The 22,621-nt window shown below is 34.0% G+C and carries 30 protein-coding genes and 1 pseudogene; 27 read left to right on the top strand and 4 right to left on the bottom strand.

All coding sequences use genetic code 11. The features are described 5' to 3' along the window. The first annotated feature begins 6 nt into the window (after positions 1–6). From AR328_RS17825 to AR328_RS17885, 12 genes are all read left to right on the top strand, one after another. Positions 7–501, top strand: a complete 495-nt coding sequence (locus AR328_RS17825) for a DUF1456 family protein (RefSeq protein WP_066299107.1) — start codon at positions 7–9, stop codon at positions 499–501. A gap of 1 nt (position 502) precedes the next feature. After that, positions 503–1,210, top strand: coding sequence for a M48 family metallopeptidase (locus AR328_RS17830; protein WP_066299108.1), 708 nt, complete (start codon positions 503–505; stop codon positions 1,208–1,210). Positions 1,211–1,580: 370 nt separating this feature from the next. Continuing rightward, positions 1,581–3,560: a hypothetical protein gene (locus AR328_RS17835; RefSeq protein ID WP_066299110.1), complete on the top strand. Its 1,980-nt coding sequence runs from the start codon at positions 1,581–1,583 to the stop codon at positions 3,558–3,560. A gap of 231 nt (positions 3,561–3,791) precedes the next feature. After that, a complete protein-coding gene (locus AR328_RS17840; protein ID WP_066299112.1) occupies positions 3,792–4,754 on the top strand; it encodes a tRNA dihydrouridine synthase in 963 nt (320 codons plus the stop codon). Positions 4,755–5,188: 434 nt separating this feature from the next. Next, positions 5,189–5,536 (top strand): VOC family protein, encoded by a 348-nt coding sequence (locus AR328_RS17845; RefSeq protein WP_066299408.1) that lies wholly within the window; start codon positions 5,189–5,191, stop codon positions 5,534–5,536. A gap of 61 nt (positions 5,537–5,597) precedes the next feature. Continuing rightward, positions 5,598–6,377, top strand: coding sequence for a PhzF family phenazine biosynthesis protein (locus AR328_RS17850; protein WP_066299115.1), 780 nt, complete (start codon positions 5,598–5,600; stop codon positions 6,375–6,377). Between the two features lie 219 nt (positions 6,378–6,596). Then, positions 6,597–6,932 (top strand): DUF6054 family protein, encoded by a 336-nt coding sequence (locus AR328_RS17855; protein ID WP_066299118.1) that lies wholly within the window; start codon positions 6,597–6,599, stop codon positions 6,930–6,932. 372 nt (positions 6,933–7,304) lie between these two features. Continuing rightward, entirely contained in the window at positions 7,305–7,595 is a 291-nt protein-coding gene (locus AR328_RS17865; protein ID WP_066299122.1) for a hypothetical protein, read from the top strand. Positions 7,596–7,726: 131 nt separating this feature from the next. Then, the gene (locus tag AR328_RS17870; RefSeq protein WP_066299129.1) at positions 7,727–8,131 is read left to right on the top strand and encodes a hypothetical protein; all 405 of its coding nucleotides are present in this window, start codon (positions 7,727–7,729) and stop codon (positions 8,129–8,131) included. Positions 8,132–8,235: 104 nt separating this feature from the next. Continuing rightward, a complete protein-coding gene (locus AR328_RS17875; RefSeq protein WP_066299132.1) occupies positions 8,236–8,622 on the top strand; it encodes a hypothetical protein in 387 nt (128 codons plus the stop codon). Between the two features lie 158 nt (positions 8,623–8,780). Continuing rightward, entirely contained in the window at positions 8,781–9,041 is a 261-nt protein-coding gene (locus tag AR328_RS17880; RefSeq protein WP_066299135.1) for a hypothetical protein, read from the top strand. 302 nt (positions 9,042–9,343) lie between these two features. Continuing rightward, a complete protein-coding gene (locus AR328_RS17885; protein ID WP_066299138.1) occupies positions 9,344–9,685 on the top strand; it encodes a hypothetical protein in 342 nt (113 codons plus the stop codon). Between the two features lie 327 nt (positions 9,686–10,012). Here AR328_RS17885 and AR328_RS17890 read toward each other — a convergent pair whose 3' ends face one another. Next, positions 10,013–10,225 carry a hypothetical protein gene (locus AR328_RS17890; protein ID WP_066299141.1) on the bottom strand — a complete coding sequence of 71 codons (213 nt, stop codon included), beginning with the start codon at positions 10,223–10,225 and terminating at the stop codon, positions 10,013–10,015. Between the two features lie 210 nt (positions 10,226–10,435). Between AR328_RS17890 and AR328_RS17895 the strand changes: the two genes are divergently transcribed. The 4 genes and pseudogenes from AR328_RS17895 (at position 10,436) to AR328_RS17915 (ending at position 13,206) form a co-directional block, all read left to right on the top strand. Further along, positions 10,436–11,101 (top strand): Type 1 glutamine amidotransferase-like domain-containing protein, encoded by a 666-nt coding sequence (locus AR328_RS17895; protein WP_066299143.1) that lies wholly within the window; start codon positions 10,436–10,438, stop codon positions 11,099–11,101. Positions 11,102–11,372: 271 nt separating this feature from the next. Then, positions 11,373–12,254 (top strand): annotated as a pseudogene (locus AR328_RS17900) (aminoglycoside phosphotransferase family protein). Positions 12,255–12,652: 398 nt separating this feature from the next. Further along, the gene (locus AR328_RS17910; protein ID WP_156422745.1) at positions 12,653–12,814 is read left to right on the top strand and encodes a hypothetical protein; all 162 of its coding nucleotides are present in this window, start codon (positions 12,653–12,655) and stop codon (positions 12,812–12,814) included. 131 nt (positions 12,815–12,945) lie between these two features. Next, the gene (locus tag AR328_RS17915) at positions 12,946–13,206 is read left to right on the top strand and encodes a hypothetical protein (protein WP_066299150.1); all 261 of its coding nucleotides are present in this window, start codon (positions 12,946–12,948) and stop codon (positions 13,204–13,206) included. Between the two features lie 108 nt (positions 13,207–13,314). Here AR328_RS17915 and AR328_RS22895 read toward each other — a convergent pair whose 3' ends face one another. Then, positions 13,315–13,599, bottom strand: a complete 285-nt coding sequence (locus AR328_RS22895; RefSeq protein WP_197414493.1) for a hypothetical protein — start codon at positions 13,597–13,599, stop codon at positions 13,315–13,317. Positions 13,600–13,793: 194 nt separating this feature from the next. Here AR328_RS22895 and AR328_RS23150 point away from each other — a divergent pair, with 194 nt between their 5' ends. The 8 genes from AR328_RS23150 to AR328_RS17955 all read left to right on the top strand — a co-directional run bounded on the left by AR328_RS23150 (position 13,794) and on the right by AR328_RS17955 (position 18,670). Continuing rightward, positions 13,794–14,168 carry a hypothetical protein gene (locus tag AR328_RS23150; protein ID WP_066299152.1) on the top strand — a complete coding sequence of 125 codons (375 nt, stop codon included), beginning with the start codon at positions 13,794–13,796 and terminating at the stop codon, positions 14,166–14,168. A 317-nt stretch (positions 14,169–14,485) separates the two neighbouring features. Continuing rightward, a complete protein-coding gene (locus AR328_RS17930) occupies positions 14,486–15,040 on the top strand; it encodes a GNAT family N-acetyltransferase (RefSeq protein ID WP_066299160.1) in 555 nt (184 codons plus the stop codon). 234 nt (positions 15,041–15,274) lie between these two features. Beyond that, entirely contained in the window at positions 15,275–16,207 is a 933-nt protein-coding gene (locus tag AR328_RS17935) for a hypothetical protein (RefSeq protein ID WP_066299166.1), read from the top strand. A 218-nt stretch (positions 16,208–16,425) separates the two neighbouring features. After that, positions 16,426–16,872, top strand: coding sequence for a hypothetical protein (locus AR328_RS17940; RefSeq protein ID WP_066299170.1), 447 nt, complete (start codon positions 16,426–16,428; stop codon positions 16,870–16,872). Positions 16,873–17,045: 173 nt separating this feature from the next. Continuing rightward, positions 17,046–17,483: an HTH domain-containing protein gene (locus AR328_RS17945; protein ID WP_066299171.1), complete on the top strand. Its 438-nt coding sequence runs from the start codon at positions 17,046–17,048 to the stop codon at positions 17,481–17,483. 26 nt (positions 17,484–17,509) lie between these two features. Beyond that, positions 17,510–17,716, top strand: a complete 207-nt coding sequence (locus tag AR328_RS23155; RefSeq protein WP_231734992.1) for a hypothetical protein — start codon at positions 17,510–17,512, stop codon at positions 17,714–17,716. A 12-nt stretch (positions 17,717–17,728) separates the two neighbouring features. After that, positions 17,729–17,926: an RDD family protein gene (locus AR328_RS23160; protein ID WP_269433529.1), complete on the top strand. Its 198-nt coding sequence runs from the start codon at positions 17,729–17,731 to the stop codon at positions 17,924–17,926. Positions 17,927–18,208: 282 nt separating this feature from the next. Next, complete coding sequence (locus tag AR328_RS17955; RefSeq protein ID WP_066299175.1) at positions 18,209–18,670, top strand: hypothetical protein; 462 nt, start codon at positions 18,209–18,211, stop codon at positions 18,668–18,670. A 156-nt stretch (positions 18,671–18,826) separates the two neighbouring features. Here AR328_RS17955 and AR328_RS17960 read toward each other — a convergent pair whose 3' ends face one another. Beyond that, complete coding sequence (locus tag AR328_RS17960; protein ID WP_066299180.1) at positions 18,827–19,237, bottom strand: hypothetical protein; 411 nt, start codon at positions 19,235–19,237, stop codon at positions 18,827–18,829. A 651-nt stretch (positions 19,238–19,888) separates the two neighbouring features. Further along, positions 19,889–20,443, bottom strand: a complete 555-nt coding sequence (locus tag AR328_RS17970; RefSeq protein ID WP_066299185.1) for a hypothetical protein — start codon at positions 20,441–20,443, stop codon at positions 19,889–19,891. A 207-nt stretch (positions 20,444–20,650) separates the two neighbouring features. Between AR328_RS17970 and AR328_RS17975 the strand changes: the two genes are divergently transcribed. The 3 genes from AR328_RS17975 to AR328_RS17985 all read left to right on the top strand — a co-directional run bounded on the left by AR328_RS17975 (position 20,651) and on the right by AR328_RS17985 (position 22,616). Continuing rightward, a complete protein-coding gene (locus AR328_RS17975; RefSeq protein ID WP_066299188.1) occupies positions 20,651–20,995 on the top strand; it encodes a hypothetical protein in 345 nt (114 codons plus the stop codon). Between the two features lie 300 nt (positions 20,996–21,295). Next, a complete protein-coding gene (locus tag AR328_RS17980; protein ID WP_066299191.1) occupies positions 21,296–21,979 on the top strand; it encodes a hypothetical protein in 684 nt (227 codons plus the stop codon). 142 nt (positions 21,980–22,121) lie between these two features. Beyond that, positions 22,122–22,616, top strand: a complete 495-nt coding sequence (locus AR328_RS17985; protein WP_066299192.1) for a hypothetical protein — start codon at positions 22,122–22,124, stop codon at positions 22,614–22,616. The last annotated feature ends 5 nt before the right edge of the window (positions 22,617–22,621 follow it).

Here is a 22,621-nt window from a genome sequence, read left to right on the forward strand (position 1 = left end):
CCTATTGTGGACAATAACGATATACTAATCCGCTTAAGATATGCGCTGGAAATTAAAAATAAAGAAATAGCAGAAATCTTTAAACTTGGCGGAGAGGATGTAACAGTGCCAGAAGTAGTAAAGATTCTCACAAAATCAGACGAATATGATGATGAAAATGACGATCAAATCAAATGTAATAACAGTATGTTAGATTCATTTTTAAATGGTTTAATTATTTATAAAAGAGGAAGGCAAGAACCCAAGCCAGGGCAGTCTGATACGCCACAACCATCAACGAAAAGTGCGAATGTTAATAATCTCCTATTAAAGAAAGTGAAAATCGCATTAGCATTAACGACTGAAGATATGCTGGATATATTCGACCATGCAGGAATCACCGTGACAAAAGGAGAACTGGGCGCTTTATTAAGAAAAGAAGGGCATAAGAATTATAAGGAGTGCGGAGATAAATTTGCCAGGAATTTCTTAAAAGGATTGGCGATTAAATACAGGGGATGACATGATACATACATACTTAGGTGAAACAATCCGTTTGGAAATCAAGTACAAAAATCGTACGTCTATCGGAATGACGATAGATAGTTATGGAAATGTGGAAGTCCAGGCTCCGAAAGGGACACCTGAAGAGAAGGTGCTTCAATTAGTAGAAGAAAAATGGGATCTCATACAGCAGAAATTAACAGAAATGAAGGATAGGCAGCTCGGGCCGCAGAAAAAGGTCTATGAGTATGGCGAGAGTTTTCTTTATTTAGGAAACCATTATCCTATACAGATCTTCCAAGATATGAATATTACGCAAGAACATGTGGTGTTTCAGGATGATAAGCTCCATATATATGTAAAACAGCCTGATACTGAAAAAATAAAACAAGCTTTGAAACGATTTTATTACCAGCAGTGTAAGGCTTTAGTGGAAAAGAGCATTGCCTCTTATCAAAGCAACTTCAAAACAAAACCGAGTTCTATTCGAATCTCGGATAGCAAAACGACTTGGGGAACCTGTGATTCAAAGATGCAGTTAACCTTTAATTGGAGACTGGCCATGGCACCTCGGGAGGTCATTGACTATGTAGTCGTTCACGAAATGTGCCATATGGTTCATCTGAATCACGACAGATCCTTCTGGCGCCTTGTCGGAAAAATAATGCCTGACTATAAGGAAAAGGAAAACTGGCTCACCTTATCAAGCTGGAAAATGACTGTTTAGTTGTCTTGTTATTTATAAAACCTTAGCTCTAGACAATATCTAGGCTAAGGCTTTTTTTTATAAAAAAACCTGACATTAAAATAGTTATTTTTAATCAAACGTTTAATTAAATGAAAAATCAATAAGCATGTTGAAAGGGCTTTTTTTAACCATACAAAAATCAACATTTTTCGCATTGTATCTTAATATAATTTCAGAAAAATTTCCCCTCTCGAAACTCTCATTCTACGATTAAATCTATTGAAAAATGGAATATTTTATCATATATTTTAGACAAGCATTACATAATTGAATATTCAGAAAATATAGGAAAAGGAGGGTGGAAATATTTATTATTAAATAAAAAAACGTTAGGAGGATTTGAGATCGGATGATTAGGAAAATACTATTTGCTCTTATGGCAGTATCCATGCTATTGGGTAGTGCGATTGTATTTGGTCAAAAGGCAGACGATATTAAATGGGTGAAGGAACCAACTTTAATAGACTCTGAGGGTAAGAAAATTGACATTACAGGTACTTTAGAAGTGCCAAAGAACTACAAAGGAAATACGAAAGTAAGTTTAGAGGTCAATGGCTTTAATGTAAACCTAGACAAAAATGGATCTTTTTCAAAATCTATATTTAAATCATCTGAAATAGAAATAAAGGTCTTTACCGGAAAAACTGAAATCGTAGAACTAGCAAAAACAATAAAGTATGTAATGGATAAGAGCCGTGTAAATGAGGCGATAAGATTAATAGACGAGCTGCCAAATGCTGTTGAATTAGCATTAGATGATAAAGAAATGGTTGCAGCCGCAAGAAAATATTATGATGCATTAACACCTGAGGAAAAAGTATTAGTGACCAATTTAAGTAAATTAGAAGAATTAGAAAATAGAATAAAAGAATTAGAAGATTTATTATTGCTTGAAATGATTCAAGTGGCAGAAGGAGCGATAAAATCTTTACCTACATTTGAAGATATAAGAATAAAGGATAAAGAAGCAGTATTAGCTGCCATTAATAAGGTGGCAAAAGTGAAAGAAGTGGAACCAAATGCTCGTATTTCAGGCGAAGAATTATTAGGGGCATTGTTAGAAAAAATCCAATATCTAGAGGAGGAGGCAGCAAATAATTATTTCTTCCCAGCAATATATATGCATTCCCCTACACAAACAGCAACATATGCGAAATCTGAAATTTCATTCGAAGGTTATGTAACAAATGTAAAATATCTTGAAAAGATCCTTATTCATGGTCAAGAAGCGGCTGTTGAATATGTAGAAAATGCGGAAGTAAAAAACAGCAGTGGAACAGTTGTTCATACAGGATCTGCATATAAGTTCAGCAAAACCCTTAACCTAGAAGATGATGCTCATGCCATTAGTGTAAATGTAATTTCGCAATCGGGGAAAAATGGCAGTATTGCAAGTAGGTTCTATGTTGACACCACACCTCCAGAATTAAATATTGTGGTAAAAGAAAGAGAAGCTTCTTCAGATACAGCCCAACTCGAAATTAATATGAAGGATAGGTTCAGTTATTTAGAACTGTATGAATTTGATAGTCATATTGGGCAATACGAAGGGAACTATAGTTCTGAGATTGAGAAAACTATAGAATGGGATGTGAACTTAGAAGTTGGTGAAAATGTCTTTACTTATATGCTAATAGACGGAGCTGGGCACACAACTGTTAAAGAAATAAAGATTGTAAGAGAGAAACCAGCGCCAATAGTAAATGGGAAAGTACAAATAAGTCTATATAAAGATTCTACTTCAAGTAGTAATATGATACCATTTGAAAATATTAAAGGATCATTCTATCTTAAGAATAAAGTAACAGGGAAAGAATATAGAGAGGGAAGTACCCCTTGGAATGCTAAGCAACGTAACGATATGAATGATATTCCAGTAGGAGAATATACCATCCACTTTGATGCACCTGAAGGAATGTATACGGATAAGATATGGCTTGGCGACGCTTATAAAGAAACTTTGTATGATGGAAATACCAATCCATTAAAGGTAGTAGATAGAGGAACTACAGCTAATTATGTGAAAATCGTAATCAAAACAGATAATACGCTAAAAGAAATTAAACCACTAGAATCACTGTATTTTTCAAAGGATATCACATATGAACAATTTATGGCCGCATTACCTAATAAAGCAACCATTGTTGATATTGCAGATAAAGAGCATGAAGTAGAAATAAGCTGGAAGCTGAATAAATTTAGTTTTGACTCTTGGAAAAAGCCAGGCGAATACACTTTATTTAGTAACCTCTTTACTTTGCCAATAAATGTTTCCAATACAGACCCAGCAACTAGATTGGAAGTAAAGCTAAAGATAAGCTTTCATTAGAATCGCGACTTAAATGATTCAGTTTTAAGCGTACTCTTCAATCGGGTACGCTTTTTTACATTGTAAAAAATAAAAGCGCGCTAGTCCTCTGTTTTTTACAATATTTAAAATATTCTTTCGTTTGATAAAAAGTGCTAAAGCATGGTATATGTTTTAAAGAAGCAGAAACATTTTGCCATGTAAATATGAGATGAGAGTTTGACTCTTTCTAAGAGAGGTTTGAGTTTATATATGATAGATAATTTTTGGAATGAACTGCCAAGGCCGTTTTTTGTATTGGCACCAATGGAAGATGTGACGGATGTTGTTTTTCGCCATGTGGTGAGTAAAGCGGCCAGACCTGATGTGTTTTTTACAGAGTTTACAAACGCGGAGAGCTATTGTCACCCAGACGGGCAGCAAAGTGTGCGGGGGCGTTTGACTTTTACGGAAGATGAACAGCCAATTGTGGCTCATATATGGGGAGATCGGCCTGAAAACTTTCGGAAAATGAGTATCGGTATGGCTGAACTTGGTTTTCGGGGGATCGATATCAATATGGGCTGTCCAGTTCCTAATGTGACATCGAATGGGAAGGGAGCCGGTCTGATACTTCGCCCGGAAGTGGCAGCAGATTTAATACAAGCAGCAAAAGCGGGAGGATTGCCTGTAAGTGTGAAGACAAGACTTGGTTACTCGGAAGTAGATGAGTGGAAGGACTGGCTGACGCATATATTGAAACAGGACATCGCCAATCTTTCTATTCATCTGCGTACAAGAAAGGAAATGAGCCAAGTCGATGCGCATTGGGAGCTGATCCCGGAGATCAAGAAACTTCGTGACGCGATAGCACCACATACGCTTTTGACGATCAATGGGGATATTCCCGACCGTCAAACTGGCTTGGAGCTTGCTAATCAATACGGTGTTGATGGGATTATGATTGGCCGCGGTATTTTCAAAAACCCATTTGCCTTTGAAAAAGAGCCAAAGGAACATAGCACGAAAGAATACCTTGATCTTTTAAGACTGCAGCTTGATCTTCAAGACCAATATGCGGAAGAACTGCCGCGTTCCATTTCAGGGCTTCACCGCTTTTTCAAAATTTATGTCAAAGGATTCCGTGGCGCTGGCGAATTAAGAAATCAATTGATGAACACGAAATCAACAGATGAAGTGCGTGCGTTGCTTGATCACTTTGAAAAAGATTGTTGATGGGACGATTAGAGAAAATTGAATTACAAGTTGGAAAGCAACTATACATTTAAATAGCTTTTTTTAATCAAACGTTTAATTAAATGAAGAATCAATACGCATGTTGAAAGGGCTTTTTTTACCTATACAAAAATCAACATTTTTCGCATTGTATCTTAATATAATTTTATGTGCAGACAGGAGAGTTTTTCCTGTGGAAAACTTCCAAAAGTTTCCATGGACAGCAAAGGTCAGGCCTTACAAAATGCAAACGGAATGTTTCTTCAAGAAGTTGAAATAAAGGTGTCAAAAGGAGTCTAGCGATAGACTTCTTTTTTTAGTGAAATAACAATATGCTTGTATAACTACCTGTATGAAGAAGGAATTTGTTTTTATTTCTTGAATTTCTTAGTTAAATGGAAAAATCAATTTAGGATGGGAGCGAGTTTATTATGATGATAAAAGGTTTCGGGGGAATTTTTTGGAGGACTAATAATTTAGATGCAGTAAAAAAATGGTACAGTGAAGTGTTGAAGATTGAAATGGATAATTGGAATGGGACCATTATTAAATCCGATTCAGAAAATAAAACGATCTTTTCATTCTTTACTGAAGATGACCCTTACTTCCCGACAGAACAGCAAGTGATGTTAAATTTCCAAGTTTATAATCTAAACGAGACTATTAAGCACCTTGAAGAAATTGGTGTCCCTCTTGCAAAGGAGAAAGAGATTAGTGAATATGGTAAGTTTATTTGGATTAAAGATCCTGAAGGCAGACTGGTTGAGCTATGGGAGAAATAACGGGTTTTCATTATATGAATAAACGGTTTTAGATTAATTGAACAACAAGGAGATTAGGAAAATGAGAATCCCAATTTATCAGGTTGATGCTTTTACAAATGAACAATTCAAAGGAAACCCAGCGGCAGTATGTCCATTAAACGAATGGATAGAAGAAGATCTAATGCAAAAGATTGCAGCAGAAAATAATTTATCTGAAACTGCCTTTTTTGTAAAAAAAGATGATGAATATGAGTTAAGATGGTTCACTCCAAAAGGGGAAATAGACCTATGTGGACACGCAACATTAGCGTCTGCTTATGTAATATGCACGTATTTAGATGAAAATTTAACGAATGTAAAGTTTCATACAAAAAGTGGACTTTTAGAAGTATCCAAGGATGGCGGTTTATTTACATTGAGTTTTCCTTCTAGAGAAGGTGAAAAATGTGATACTCCAGAGGAACTGATTAAAGGCTTAGGCAAGGAACCTAAAGAGGTCTATAAGGCAAGAGACTATTTGGCGGTATTTGACACAGAACAAGATATTTTAGAACTCGAATTAAATATGGATGAACTAAAAAGACTAGATGCCTTTGGTGTAATAGTGACAGCTAAAGGGAAAGAAGTAGATTTCGTATCAAGATTTTTTGCACCAAAGGCAGGGGTAGATGAAGACCCCGTTACTGGTTCTGCTCATTGTACATTAGTTCCGTATTGGAAGAATAAATTGAATAAAAATGAATTTGTCGCCTTGCAATTATCAGAAAGAGGCGGAAAGCTATATTGTACTGATTTAGGAGATACGGTAAAAATTTCTGGGGAAGCTGTATCTTATTTGGAAGGGTTTATAAATGTTTAGGAAAATAAATTAAAAACTCATTGGGCAGGTGCTATTCTTCAAGAAAGAGAATAGCATTTCTTATTGTAAGGGCAGGTTTATTCAATAATAAATCACAACCGGGATCAGCATTTACCGCTAATTTACAGTTCAATAAAATAAATCCATACAAGAAACCGTCGATAATGAACAATCGTATTATATAGCAAGAAAATTAATTATGGGGGAGGATGGGGTATCTTGGCAAAGTATGAAAAGACAATTGTTGGTCAATTTGAGAAAGTGGTTAATCGGTTGGAAAACGATATTGGTAATAGTGGAGTAAGTATGAGATTAGTTGACGAAAGCAACTACACTATTGGAGATACTAAAATAGCAGTTCGAGTGTATGATAAATACTTTATGCGAAATGGAAACAGAGCAAGTTTGAGCCTGACTGTAGTAGGTAATAGCAATAATATTTTTATTTCAGCCATTGGTGCTGGCGGCGGACAAGGTGTTTTTTTGAACTTTAGTCTTGGTGCCGAAGATGATATGGTGGCGATCGTGCAAGAAAGTATAGAACAATTGGAGTAATACTTAATTTTATTTTTTTTCGCAGTTTCGCTAAATATTGTCCATATATCCTAAAGAAAATGCAAAATCACACGGAAAAAGTGCCTTAATTTGCTTAATTTGTAATTAAGTTTTATTTAACCCTAATCAGGCCACTAAAATCCCCGTATGCAGAATAAAAATCCCACTTTTTGAGGGGGTTGCAAGATTTATCAGCCAGATTTGATAGTTTGTCAGCCAAATTTGGTACTTTGTCAGCCAATTTGAATAGTTTGTCAGCCAGATTTGGCATTTTATCAGCCAATTCCACAGACAGCGCCAAAGTCTGGCGGATACCTAACAACGCTTTGGAAAATAGCTATCGGTTTTTAGCGAAAGGGTGAGTTACTACAAATGGACAATGTTAAATGGCTAAATGGTGGCTACAAAGAGGATAACCGTATTTTTGATTCGGAGTTTGAAGCTAAAGAATGGGCAGATGCGTTATATTCAGATTTTGTTGCTTATTTCGGTAATCAAAATGATATAGGATATGCATCACTTGATGAGAAAGTAATTAAATATTTAGCAGCTTTTTTGCCTCAATGGGCTGATTATAACAATGTACAAGTCGAAGTCTGTGCAGAAAAAATAAAAATAGACGGTCAAACTATCTATAAAATTTGGTCACAGCAGAAGATATGAACATGGAAAAATCGGGAAGGAATATACTTTAACTAAAGGAGCTTATTCTTCAAGAAGGGGAATGGCTCTTTCTTATTGAAGTAAGGATAGTGACAAAAACGAATTGAAGAGTAAGATAAGGAGGAGATCCCATGAAATTTAGTTGGAAAAATCTTATCTTTGTTATTGGATTTATCGTTTTGTTAATTATCTTAGGTGAGATACATTATTATTTCCAACGCATTCAGCAGGAAACATACAGAGTTGTCCCTTGGTCAATTTATGCAACACTAACTTATTTGCCTATTGGAGTCTATCTTGGCCTGCCGTTACTAATTAAAGAGTTTATGAAAGCAGGTAAGTGGAAAATAAATTTTCAAAAGTTAATAGTTATTGGTCTACCATTACTCTATCTTACATTTTTCTGGTATTTCCCATTTTCATATCCTATTCCAGATTTTCTTGTCCATACTCGTGATGTATTTAGACTTGGTGGGATTATAGCAGTCGGGTATATAGTAATTGTAAGTTTTACTAAAGATGATATTAAACATTGATTAGTATATAACAATAAGTGGAAAGGTTTCTTTCTAACGGGGCAGGATACTTCAATAGGAACTTGAATAAATAAAAAACGTCTAAATATTTTAGGGGAATTATTATGAAGATTAGAAAACTGTTGATACCTTTGTTTTTAGTTCTTTTTCTGTTAGCAGGCTGCGGAGCCGATGGTGGAAAAGTATCGGCAAAAGATGTATTTAAACAAAATTCAGGCGCGGATATTTTTCAATACGATGGATTTATTTATAGTAATATTTCAGAACTTGAATGGTTTGAAGAAGAAAAGGAACGGCATAACAAACATAATTTATTAGGTGAAATAAAAAAGCAATCGACAAGTAGTTTTGGATTTAAGGATTTGACCGCCACTAAGTTGTCTATTGGTACAAAGATATACTCGTCAAGCGAGAATGAAAAAGATTTGGGAATTTTAATAGTCGAAAACGAAGGAACAGATTTGTATTATATGAAACTGCTTGAAGGTTAAAAACAATGAATAAGTAAAAAATGCACTTAAACAAACGGATACGATTATAGGACAAGAAGCAGTCTAACTTTTTACTAACGGGGCAGTTTAGTTTAACAAAGACTAATTTAAAGAAGTGAGAATAAGTAAACAGAGATATATAACTGGGAGGAGAAAAATTGAAGGAAAACAATAGAGGAACTTTATATTTTCATATGTCCATTGGTACACTAGGACTCCTCATTATTATAGTAGGATTATTCAAATATGTTGAAACCATTGGTGGGAATTCTTCATTTGCATTGTTAGGTTTTCCTTTAACAATGATTTACTTAAATTATCTTGAAGGGAAAGCTGGTATAAGTAAAAAAATATTATGGATTAAATCTATCATAGCGATTTCTTTACTGTTTATAATTTACATCTTCTTATTAAGCTAACGGGTGCTTGAGTTAAAGAAGAGATGGCTGCGGGCGATCCCTGTCTTCTTGTGCTAACATTTAAGATTGATTGAAGAAGGAACTTCCGTATAAGTAGTTTTAGACATTAGTTTTGTTACTCCTCTGTTCAATTAAACTGCCCTTTACTATAATAAGCAAAAGAGCAATCCCTTCTTATTCAAGGATTCGCACGTATTACTTTAAGTACACCTTTTCACAAACTGTCTATTTGATGATTACACAATTCATTACCCTTCAACAGTTGCAAGGTATTTCAAAGCTGCTTAAAAGGGGGAGTGTTTTTGAAAGTGAAACATATCTGGTCTTTTATGCTTATCTTCTTTTCACTCTTTGTCATGGGTTGTGCAAAAGATGACGTGGAAAGTAATGAAGTTAATAATGAAGTTAATAAAAAAGACATAGATAATGAGGTCAGAAATGCGGTAATGGATTATATGGAACAAGAGGATTGGAGTCCCGAATTTTATCCAGCAACGGATTGGGAAAATGCATCAGTGAAAAAAATTACTGCTGATGACAGATATAAAAATTTAGACGAATTATATATTGGAAAAGAAATATTTGTAGTTACAATTGTTGATGAACTTGCTGAACCACTAGTTTTGTTGACCCTGATACTTTAGAAGTGATAGGGATGATGCCTGGGGAATAACTTTTAAATACATTTTAAAAACATCATTTTGGCTGAAGATTAACAGATACCTATTGAAGTAACTGGTACGATTGTGTCGGCAGGACAGTAACTTCGTACTAACGGTTGCACAAAAGGATAGATATATACGTGTACACTCTCCAGTTCATCTATCCTTTCCATTTACCCTATCTAATGTGTGACATTATAATAATTCGTTTAATTATAGGTTTTCATAATTATTTTCTTGACTTTCAATAAAATTTTATAAGTAACTTGTTTAGTTTGTTTAATGGAAGATCTCAATTTCGGCGGAACTCTAGTTACTTAATTCTATTAATAATTTGTGGACAATGTGTTGTTCAAAATCCTTTGGCTTATCCAATAGTATCCCTCTTTTTGAAGCAGCTGCAATTATTAGTCCTAATTCGTAGTACATATTTTTAGAAACTAATCCTTTTGAAATCATTATCCTCACTTCATAATAAAATTGAATCAAAAAATCATTTGGTAATTTTTCATACAAAGACATTTTTGAAAACACCACTATTCCTACCGTTATTATAGGAATAATAACAATTAAAACTCAAATTGAAAAGAGTTTTTCGCCAAATTCATAAAATTTATCACTATATTACAGATAGGTTTGATAAAACTGCTTTAATCTTGGTTAACTAACGAGACAGGTTAAAGAAGGAACTCAAGAAGTGATAGAGAATTTATCTTGAAAAGGAGTGAAGTTATGAAACTTCTGCTTACATCTGCTGGCATCAAGAACAAGAGCATACACGACTCACTGGTAGAAATGTTGGATAAACCTATTGCCGAGTCTAACGCCCTCTGCATTCCCACTGCGTTGTACGGTCATCCCTGGGTCGGCCCCGGTCTCAACGCCTGGCAGTTCATCAGCGGGAAATCCGATCACATGGTCGACCTGGGTTGGAAGTCTGTAGGCGTGCTGGAGCTTACAGCGCTGCCAAGCATCGATGAAGACCGCTGGGTCCCGCTGGTCCGAGAGACGGACGTCCTGTTGGTGGCGGGCGGCGACGCCCTCTACCTGTACCACTGGATGCGGCAATCCGGGATAGCAGACCTCTTGCCATCGCTGGATGCAGTCTATGTGGGGATGAGTGCTGGGAGCATGGTGATGGCACCTAATATCGGAGAGTACTTCGTTGGTTGGACGCCACTCAACGGTGGTGATAAAACGCTGGGTTTGGTCAATTTTGCAATGTTTCCGCACCTGGATCACGAGTTGCTGCCGGGAAACACGATGGCTTCTGCTGAGAAATGGGCAGCCGGAATGCAAGGGCCAGCGTATGCAATAGATGATGAAACCGCAATCAAAGTGATTGATGGAGCGGTCGAAGTTGTTTCCGAAGGGCACTGGAAACTGTTTTCGCCATGATATAATAGTGGATTTATTAAAACAACTTATCAAAAATCAATGAAATTATTCAACCATCGGGGGCGTTGATCCATTAAAGGATTAAGCCCCTTTTTTGTTGAATACTTTAAATAAAGAGGCAGTTTAGTTGAACAAGAAATCATTGTAGGAAGTATATTGTATTATAAAGTTATCAACTTAAAGGGGTTGATGTGGATGTATTTATCAAATAAATTTGCGACTATTAGTAGGTTTTGGGTGATGAATCAATAAATTTATAGGAGAATATAAAATGATAGAAATCGACTTAGATATAGTTTCGAAGTTAATAAATTGACAATTCCCAGAGTGGTCTAATTTGGATATTAAGCCTGTTAAAAAAGGTGGGAATGATAATAGAACTTTTCACTTAGGTAATAGTATGAGCGTTAGGTTACCAAGTGATGAAGCCTATGTTCCCCAAGTTGAAAAAGAACAAATATGGTTACCCATTTTGGCTAAGCAGCTTTCTACACCTATTTCTGAACCATTAGCTAAAGGATTACCAAATGAGGATTATCCATATCCTTGGTCTGTTAACAAGTGGCTGGATGGAGAGACATTAACTTTAGAAAATATAGATGATATAAACCAATTTGCAAAAGATTTGGGAAGGTTTTTAGTTGACTTGCAATCTATTGACGTTACTGGTGGTCCCTTAGCTGGAGAACATAATTTTAATAGAGGCGGAGACATTTCTGTATACGATAAAGAGTGTAGAGATGCTATTAATAATATCAATACTTTTAATAAACACTTATTAAAGGAAATTTGGGAATTGGCATTAGCTTCAAAATGGGCTAATGAACCAGTTTGGGTCCACGGAGATATAGCACTAGGAAATATATTAATCAAAAATGGGGAAATGTTTGCAGTTATTGATTTTGGAATATTGGGTGTAGGGGACCCTTCGTGTGATGCTGCAATAGCTTGGACTTTTTTTGATGAAAGTAGCAGAAAGGTGTTTAAAAAAGCATTAAATTTCGTTGAAGAAACTTGGAATAAAGCAAGAGGTTGGGCTTTATGGAAGGCTTTAATAACCTACAATTATAATAAACATTCTGATAAAGGAATAGCAGATGAATCATTTAATACTATAAAAACAATCCTAAATGATTACGAAAATAAAAAGTAACTGTACTAAAAAGAAAACACCATTGCACTAACGCAGGCTTTAGTCCAATAACGATATTCAACAAAACGGGTGCGATAGTTCAACAGAGCAGTCGCTTTTTGTTGCTAAAGGTGCAGGTTAATTTAAGACAATTCCAAAAGGATGCGATTAGAATTAGAATTTTGGGATTTTCTCTAACTGCTGTATTTAATTTCCTCTTTGGGTACTTATTTCAATATATATTTGTTTTATTTGTGTTACTTTATTTGTATATTGCAGAAACTCCCGGTTGGACATTAGACGATACATTAGAAAAAAACTTATTAATTAGATGATGAATTTACTACAATAAGTCTTTAAAATTTTTGGGGTAATCTATATTGAAACGGCTTTCCGATGCAAAAAAAGGGGAGAGGTTTTTGAAAAACTTAATTCTGTATTGGAGGATATTTGTCGTAGTTGCGTTAACGGTGCTTTTCTTGTTGAAGGTTATAAGTCAATTCAACTTCCTATCATTTCTTTCAGGAATTTTTATCTTTGTTGGGATTCCTTGGTTATATACTAAGGTAACGAAAAAATAGTATTTTAAATTGTGAAGGATTGTACTTAAACTATAGGGTGCGATTGCTAAACAAGTAGTCGCATTTTCACTAACTGGCAGGATAGTTGAATAAAGATATGGCTATATGTGGTAAAATTGAGGAGGAAGTGGGTGATAAAATTGAGAAAATATTTAGGGATTGTATCAATCATCATTTTCACTTCAGCCTTTTTAATTATGCAAATTTTTCTAATAGGAAAAGTATCTGGAGCGATAGTCACTGCTTTTTTAATCATTGCAGTAGGAATTTCTGTTTTATTAGCATTATTTAGCCTGAAAGGACGACTCAAAAAAACCATATTGAGCCTTTATGGGATATTAATTGTCGGATATATAACAATAAGTATTCTTTTTGCGGTTGCCCATATGTAATGCCTTATTGAAGTAAAGGGTGCTTTAGTAAAAAAAGACTGTCTTTTTGACGGTCTTTTTTTGGTGAGATTCATACAAATACATTTTTGTAAAGTGCACGCTATTTATTTAAGAGTTATTATTGCTCTCATCACGGTTTATGGAAGCTGTTTTGTCATCAACTTCAGCCCCCTCTACGATCTGGTTACCAATAGCACCGCCCGAGACACCGCCTATTACAGCACCAATTAGTCCAAATGGAGCACCTATCATAGCACCCGCAACGGCTCCATTAAAAGTTCCGGCTGTTTCACCAAAGTCATTCGCATCTGGGTTAGCATTACTACCAGCTTGAGTGTTGTCACTTTCTTCTACATTTCCACCAAAGTTATTGCGTTCGTTACTTTGATTCATCTAATCACGTCCTTGTTTATTAATGGGGAATATGCTGATGATGAAATCACACCATCCCAAATATATACTCCCCAGCTGAAGTAGTCTTACTCAATATATAGTTGTCTTATCGGCAGCCATTTTTTCTTGTTCAACTAGCTGGTGCTTTATTTTAAAACAGTGACTGTTGAAGTTTCAAAAATGGAGTGACATGTTTGAAGAAAAAAGTAATCGTAATTAAAGGAATATTGGTTTTAACAATTGTATTCATTTTCCAGCAGAATAAAAGTATGAATTTCAAAAAGGCATCTTTTCATCAAATGCGGATGGTTTGTGGGAGAAACAGCATTATGAAGAAATTAAGGGGTGTGTTAAATGGGGTGGTTACTAATTATAATGATTGCCTATTTACCAATGTTTTATGGGATCAAAATGCGACTTGCCTATTTAGAAATATAAGGAAAGTATTAACGCTAATTGATTCAGAATTTGGCGAAAATATGAAATTATGGTCCGAGGGGTTATCATACTTTCATAAAGAAACACAAAAAGAAGTTTGGGGAAAGTTCAAGGAGTTTGACAATAAATAATAATATTTTATTCAACTATCGGGTTCTTTCTTTAAAGATCTGTTTGCTAAAAATATTCGACTAATTAGCGGGATAGTTTAAGTAAAAGAGGGGGTACTTAAATGGTTCTTGGATTATTAATGCTAATTATAGGGTTTAGTCACCTAACGAAGAGTACCTTTTTTTACAAAAAAAACGGGAGTTCTTTTTCCTAACGGGGGAGTAGAGTTAAAGAAAGGATGTTTATAAACAATAAGAGGGGAAATTATGAAAAAGGCGTTAATTACTTTAGTAGTTTTAGTTGTAATAGGTGTTGGGATAGGAGGAAGATACTTTTTATGATTATAATTGAAGGACGAAAAGTTGAGTTGAGAGAAGCTACTCAACAAGATATTGATGAATTATATTTTTGGAAATATGAAGAAAAGGAACAAGAAGCCAAGAAATGGAATGGCCCCTACATACCGGAACCTTACATAACAAAGGAACAATTTCAAATAGATTGGGAGAAAAACTATGAAATTGTCCCCAACATTCCCAATACCCTAATCATTTTTGCGGGAGATAAGTTGATTGGAACAGTTGGCTGTTATTGGGTGGATAAAAACACTAATTGGTTAGAAACTGGTATCGTGATTTATGATAAAAATTATTGGAATGGTGGTTACGGTACTGAGGCTTATAAGCTTTGGATTGATTTCCTATTCAGTTCTACTGAATTGCATCGGTTAGGGATTTCAACTTGGTCCGGAAATATACGAATGATAAAGGTTGCAGAAAAATTAGGGATGAAAGAAGAAGCAAGAATAAGGCAAGCAAGAATGGTGAATGGTGAATACTTTGATGCTATTAAAATGGGGATTTTACGAAAAGAATGGGAACGGTCTTCTTGAAGGAGTAGCTTTATTAATCCATCATATATTTCAATTCATCAATTGGGCGCTTTTCTGAAATAAGGAAAGCGTCTTTCTTCATGAAAAGGGCCAGAAAATTGAACAACACCTCTAAAAGAAACTGGATATTTATATTAATGTAAGATGGTATTGAGAAGGGATTTACTTACTAATGGGGAATTCTTTAATAAGGATAATGATTTTTTGGAAAAACTATTGCAGGGAGATTACCTTATGGGTAAAGAAAGTCCAAAATTACATATAACGAAATTGCAAATAATAATCAATTTTATTCTTGTGATCGGATTTTCTATGCAAGCATATGGATATTGGGCAACAGGGAAAATTCGGCGTCTTACAATGAACTTAGTACCTGAAAGAATCTATTTTTATAATAATGAGCTTTATGTCGCCCTATTGAAAGGTATACATAGTTCTTATTGGTGGAATGAAGATCAAGAAGGGGCCATTGCCATTATTAATACTGATACCTTTACATTAGCAGAACAGTTTGATATTGATATGGATCCATTTGACATTGTTGCAGATGGAAAGTCTATTTATGTATCTAGTGGTTCTGGACAATGGGGAAATATTAAAGGGTATTCAAGAGAAACTCTACTTGAAACATCGAAGAGTCGCTTAGTTTATGAAAAGAGTTTTTTAGAGATGCACCCAAGTTTAGACAAACTTTACGCAACTACTATGGCTCTTAGTCCAACAGATATCGAATCTTATTTTATTGTAGATGGTAAAATATCAACCGGATACGACTCACCCGACTATGATGATTATCGGCTTACAAAACAAATCACCATTTCTCCCGACGGAAAATATATATTTAACGATTCTGGTGTCGTTATGATTGCTGCTGATGCCAAACCAATGAATATGAGGTATCTAACAAAGCTATATTCTAATTTTGAAAAAATTACCTTTAACATGAAGGAAGGATTTTTCTATACAAGTAATGGTAGTAATATTGATGTTTACAATTACAAATCAATGGAGAGAGAAAAGCGTTATGCCATGAGCGGGGACATCCAAAACATATTTTATCAAGAGGGGAAACTATTTGTTGTCTCGATCGAAGAATTATATTCTACCAAACTAACAACATACGCTATAAAAGCGTATAACGTTAAAGGAAATGAACTTATACAGTAAATCACCAAGATATTTGAAATAAAAAGCGACTTGATGAACTAGGTAAACATTACGGTGGGTACTCAAAAGGATAGGGAGTAAGGGATGGTTGATACAGATTTTCTTATTTAACTAACGGGGGGCTATTCTTCAAGAAGGAGAATGGCTTTTTCTTATTGAAGTAAATGGCAGATTACTTCAATAAAGGTTATCTTGGATTTCGGAAGGGGGAATAAAATGTGATAGTAATAAACGATAAAGACATAAAAGGCGAAGATTATCGTTCTCTAATTGAATTAGCCTTGAAAAAATGTGATACATTTGCATTTGTCAAAAGAAGAGATATGATGGCTGACGAAGAATTGGCAATGGAATACCATTATAAATTAGTTAGAAATATTCAAGGGTCATTTTTTGAAAGGAAAGAACAATCAGAATGGGAAGTAACTAAACTTTTAGAAGCAACAGCGTATGTATTTTATTATGAGTTAAATGAACAAACAAAGCATTTTTTAAAAACGAAAAGCAATTCATTATTTGATTGGATTTCACCCTTACCAGAAGACTTAATGTTTTTTAGTGGAGATGATGTTTGGCTTGCAGTTTGTTCTCATGAACACTTTTTTGTTGTTAGCGAGGAATTTAAAGACTTTGATGACGTAATTAAATCTATAAAAAATGCTTAAAAGATTCTCACGATAACTTATTGAACTAACGGGTGCAAGAGTTAAAGAAATGATCGCTGCGGCGGTTTTTTTATTATTCGACTAACGAAGCAGGTTACTTCAAGAGGAATTTAAACAATTGGTATTGAACTACTTAAGTATAAACACATATATCTTCGGGAGGATTTAATAAAATGGATATAAAAAGTGGAGACCCAAGAGATAATTTAAAAATCATTCTTGAGGATTATAAAATAACTCCTTACACTTTTGGTTTAATTAGTGGTCTTGATGAAAAAACAGTTTTGGAGTTTTCAAATCATAAAACTGATTTAGCTCATTTACCTCACGAAAAGATAGGGCATATTGTGTCAATGATAGGCTTATTATCAGACGGAATGACACTCGTGACAGCAGATGAAAGAGTCAAAGCAATCATTGAAATTTTGAACGATAACTTTCAAGTTTCAGCGAGGACACTGGCTTTATATGCAAAAATAGAAGAAAAAGATGTAGATGAGTTTATGAGAGACTTCGATTCCTTAGCATTTGAAAAACGCTACCGATTAGCAGTTGTAGTTTTATTTCTTTTCAAATTGTTTTCTGATAACCACCGGCAAAGCAAATGTTAAAATATTAATAGAAAGGAGCGATTTTGTTGGATAAAAAACCAGCAGGCTTTGGTGTAAGATTATTAGCGGATTTATTTGACTTTTTTATTCTTACTGTTCCAATTTCTTTGTTCTTATTTTGGGTTAAAGGAGAACACTCATATGATTGGACATCGGGTTGGACTTGGCAAATTATTTACACTCTGTATTTAATGTCAGTACCCTTGGTATGGAGTGGTTATATAATAGGATAACGTATTTTTAAAATAAAGGTAAAACGAACGGATGAAGATAAATTAACACTTAAAAATATGTTTTTAAGAGAAGTTGTAGGAAAGTTTATAGTAGTGTATTTTACAGTTGGTTTATCCAGTATTGTTAGCGTCTTTATGGTTATATGTAGGAAAGATAAAAGGGCAGTACACGATTTAATTGCTGGAACCTATGTTAGTTATGAAAGATAATATTGGAACGGAATGATTTCTAAATCAGCAGTCATTTTTTTGAACTAACGGGTGCAAGAGTTAAACAAGGTGTTGCAGCGGCATCATCTTTTTTCTTGTTGTGCTAACGGGTAGGTTCAATAAGAAATCACAGAAGAAATGAGCATTTACTGTAAAATAACTTATACCTTATGTTCTAATAAAAAAGTATGCAAAAAATTGAAGTGATACACATTAGTAGAAAGATGCGACATTAAAGCAATATGGATATTTGCATAAATATTGATTTGACAGAGGTTAAAGATGCGAAAAATTTATCTAGATAGAACAGAGTTAACTGGAGCCATAAATGTATCTTTAAGGGATACTGAGATTATATCAGCAGGTACAACAATTTTTTCTATGAGTGTTAATGATAGAAATAAGGAGTATCAAAAATATGCTAACGATTATGATATTCAATTTATATTCGACGATAATATTCCACATTTAGAATTTTATACGGTTCCACATGTAGATATTCTGGCGAAAGATAGTAAAGGTGGATTTATCGGAACCGTTGGCCAACAATGTGACTTAGAAAGTGACGCTCCAATTTGTTATATCAATAAGGATTTAGAGTGCTTTATAATTTCTGATAACGGAGAAGATTTTCTGAGTAAAATAGAATCATGGCAAGACAACTTGAAACCCTATAGTAAAATTACCGTTTATCGTTCGAAAGCAGAAGCAGAAATGGAACTAGAATTTATCGATTTGGAATAGATCATTTAACTTCATAAACAAGTTTGTGAATCAATGTGCTATAAACTATAGGGTAGCGTTAATCAAACACTATTAAGGATTCGGCAAAACCCCGCCACGTTCCCTAGTGACAGACTTCTTATGATAAGGAAAAATAGAATTAGGATAAATCACTTTTTATAGTATTTTTAGCATCACCTCTTCTATTTTTCCTTCCCATTGAATTACAACTGGGATTTTTTTAGGTAAGGCACGACACGGACCTCCACAGTTTATATAAATATCCTGTTCATCTTGTGTTTCCAGATACCCAATTCCTGAATTAATGTCATAAGAGGATTCAGATATTTCAAATTCAAAAGTCAGTGGCTTACTTTCTTCTTTTCCAATATATGAAATAGTATAGTTTTTTAAATTATCCTGTTTAAATTCTAACTTAATATACCAATTTTTACTTTTGCCTTCGAAATATTGTTCTTTGAATTCCGATATTATTGAACTTTTTTCATCTGTGTAGGCAGAAAGTAACAATATAATAATGCAGCATACTAATAAAAATAAACCTCTTATTGAATATGGATAAATCATAGATTATTACCTCCCTTATATTTTGGATTTCATTATTAGAATATATTAAGAGGATGCATCAGTTAAAGAACAACTTCCATTATTGTGACTATTCTTATTAAGTGGGGCAAGGATAGTTTAACAAGAATTTAATAATCTCTCTTCACTAATGGGATGTTTATGCTAAAATTGTTGTTATTTGGTAAGGGGTGAAGTGGTAGAATGTATTGGGAAACTCTCCCTGATTGGTTTTGGATAATATATTACCTATTTCTGTTATTAACATTAATTGTAGCAATATATAGAATTAAATTAATGAAAATTTCATCCGCACTAACTATTATTTTTGTTGTGACAGTTCCAATAGTCGGACTAATAAATAGTATTGGAAGAGGAATCGGATTAAATGAGTATGAATTTTTCACAATAGAATTACAAAAGGGTTCAATATGGACGATCTATTCTATTTTAGGATATTTATTCATTTTGGTTTGGTGGATAAAGTTCTTTTTTCAAAATAAAAGGAAGAATGGGAACTAACAGGTGTGTCGATCCAATAATGATTCTTTTATTAAACTTCATATAGCGGTGGCGAGTACAGTAGCTGTTTAGGCAGCTTTTTCCTAGTTCCACTTCCTCAAATGCTATTTACAAGAAATACTTGCGTTTCTATTAATAAATCATTTGATTGGCAATATCAATTAATTCTTTTTGATCCTGCTCCACTTCCAACCCACCTTTAAGCATCATAAAAATATGATATTCAACATCACCTATTTGAAAGTAAAGATCTCCTGGATGGTATTTGCCTATAATCCCATTTTTCAATTCCACTTCATCGTAATATTTTGGCTGAGGAGGGGATATATCAAAATTATAGGCTCTAATTTTTAAGACTGTCGGATTACCCTGAAATATTTCTTTCGAATAAGCACTATGCGTGACTAATATTTTTTTACCATTGTTTTCAATATCATCGATAAAAGCTGGTTTGAAGCCATCGGTTTCAAAAGGGATCTTTTTCGGTAATTTTATTTTATATGGCAATGCTTTAATACCATCTTTTACTGATGGTGCTACATAGTTAATAGACGTTACGTTCCCGTTCTCGTCCCAAGTAGTTCTTATTATATTTAATTCCGTTGGGTCAAATGTCTTGTCCTTATCATCTTGACAGCCAAAGAGAAACAATAAAAGGATTGCAAAGATAAAAAGCATTTTTTTCACAAATAGACCCTCCTTATCTTCTTTTGTGTTTTGAGTTAATTTTCATAATATTCAAACTGTGATTATATTTTACCATACATTAAAGAATTATTTACGAAGTCCCTAGATCAGTTAAATATTTCAACATTAAACCAAAAAATTCTTAACATAGTTCAATATGAATGTTCAATAATTACAAAGGCAATCAGTTGAGATCGGAGGGTGTTAATGAAAAATAAAAAAATAAAATTGATTACCGTCTCGTTTATACTTACTCTTATTTTTACCGTGGGATGTTCAAAGGAAGAAAGAGAAGATTTAATCACCATTGATGTTAAAACCGCTCACGATAAATTGTATGAGGAAGTTGGAGAAAAAGATAATTTATTCGAACAAAATGGAATAGAAATATCTTCTATGTGGGCAGATGAGGAAACTAAAACTCTTCATGTAGGACTTCTCAAATTAAATAAAAAGACTGAAAAAAAATTTAAAACAATCTTATTCGATGAGATACTACATGGAAGTGTGAAGCTTAATTTATTTGAAGAAGAGCCTATAGAATTGCATTAAATAACTTGAACATTTTCTCCCTTAAAACAGCAGGAGGTTCTTATTCATTATTATTACAATGAAATGACTATTCCTGAGATTGCCCATATTTTTATCCATACTAAAGAGCACAGTGAAAACCTGTTTAATCCGTGGAAGGAAACTATTAGGAAATCAATTGAGTGGGATACAATGGGAGGTGTTTTTAAATGAATAGGTATTTTTTTAGAGAAGTAAAAAATTTAACTTAGTTCACTAAAGATTGATCAGGTAAGCAGAATTAAGAAAAGGGTTAGGGAACACTAAAAAGAGGTGTTTTCTATGAAAATGTATATTAAATTAATTTTGACAGTTCTTCTAATTATTCAACCTACCGTTGTAGGAGCGGAGATTGAGGGAAATGAAATTGTTAGCAGGAACGACAAAGAAAATATAACACTTTATGCTAAGAAAATTAGTGGATTATTTAGGGACTTTAAAATTAATTTTAAAGGGGGATTATACTCAAGACCTTTTTGGATTAGCGAAACTAACCCTACCTATGCTCCACAAATTATATATGAGGACATCAATAAAGATCTAAAGAAAGAGTTAATCATAATTTTGACAAAGGGTTATGGAACGGGTGTTTTATGGGAAGATATTTATGTTTTTGACACACTGAATAAAAGTGGTCTGGGTATAAATGAAGTGATTGTTGATAATCCTTTAGCAATTATTCATAAGAAAATAAAAACTAAGTTAACTGCTAAAAAGGCCGAAGTCATTGTCGGAGACAAAGAATGTTCAGTTGATATAACCCATTTAGAAATAAAACCCGAAAACTTATTTAATGATATAGGTTTTGGTAGCATTATTGATTATGAAGTTAAAGACAATGAACTTATTGTAAGTGTTGCTGGACAAATATCACCTGCCAGCTTTGTTGGAAATATTGTAATTGTTTATGAATTTCGGGATAAAATGTATCAAGCAAAATCGATTGAGTTTCAACCTTGTAAATAAGTTGTACCTAAAACTCCCCAAGTTTACTAAGGTAAATGATAAGCCGATTCCTTAACAACATAGGTATCGGCTTTTACTTTTGGAAATAGGATGGAAAAGGTTGCCGATCTTCAGTATGATTTAGAAAAGGGGGGAAAGTTTTATGAAAAAAGTATTTGGGTTTTTATTCGTCTTACTCATCGGAGTAATAGCTGCTGCTTGCAGCAATGAAACAGTAAAAAACGAAGATGTTGAAAAGCTCGTAAAAGAATATAAAACCGAACAATATCACATCACAGATCCAGCAAATCCTCCAACAGGAATCGAAATCGGAGAAAAGGTTAAAAAATACCTGTCAGAAGATGCATTTGCTAAATTAAATGCGAATCGGGTTTTTCAATTGGCACCTAAATTTGCAAAACAAACCAACAAAACTATCGAACTAGAAGATATTGTTCTTGAAAAAATAAAGGAACATGATGACGGCAGAATCGACTATAAATATACACTTAAATTAAAAGTGTCCTATGAACAACCAAATGAGTCATATGAAATATTTGATAAAGAAGGACAATTATCCGTTTCAAATACTAATGAAGGCTTAAAGATCACTCGTGACTGGGAACAGCAAACTCAAATTGAAGATGTACCAATTTAAAGAAA

Origin of the sequence: Bacillus sp. FJAT-29937, from assembly GCF_001509555.1 — a bacterium.
Taxonomy (GTDB): Bacteria; Bacillota; Bacilli; order Bacillales; family Cytobacillaceae; genus Cytobacillus.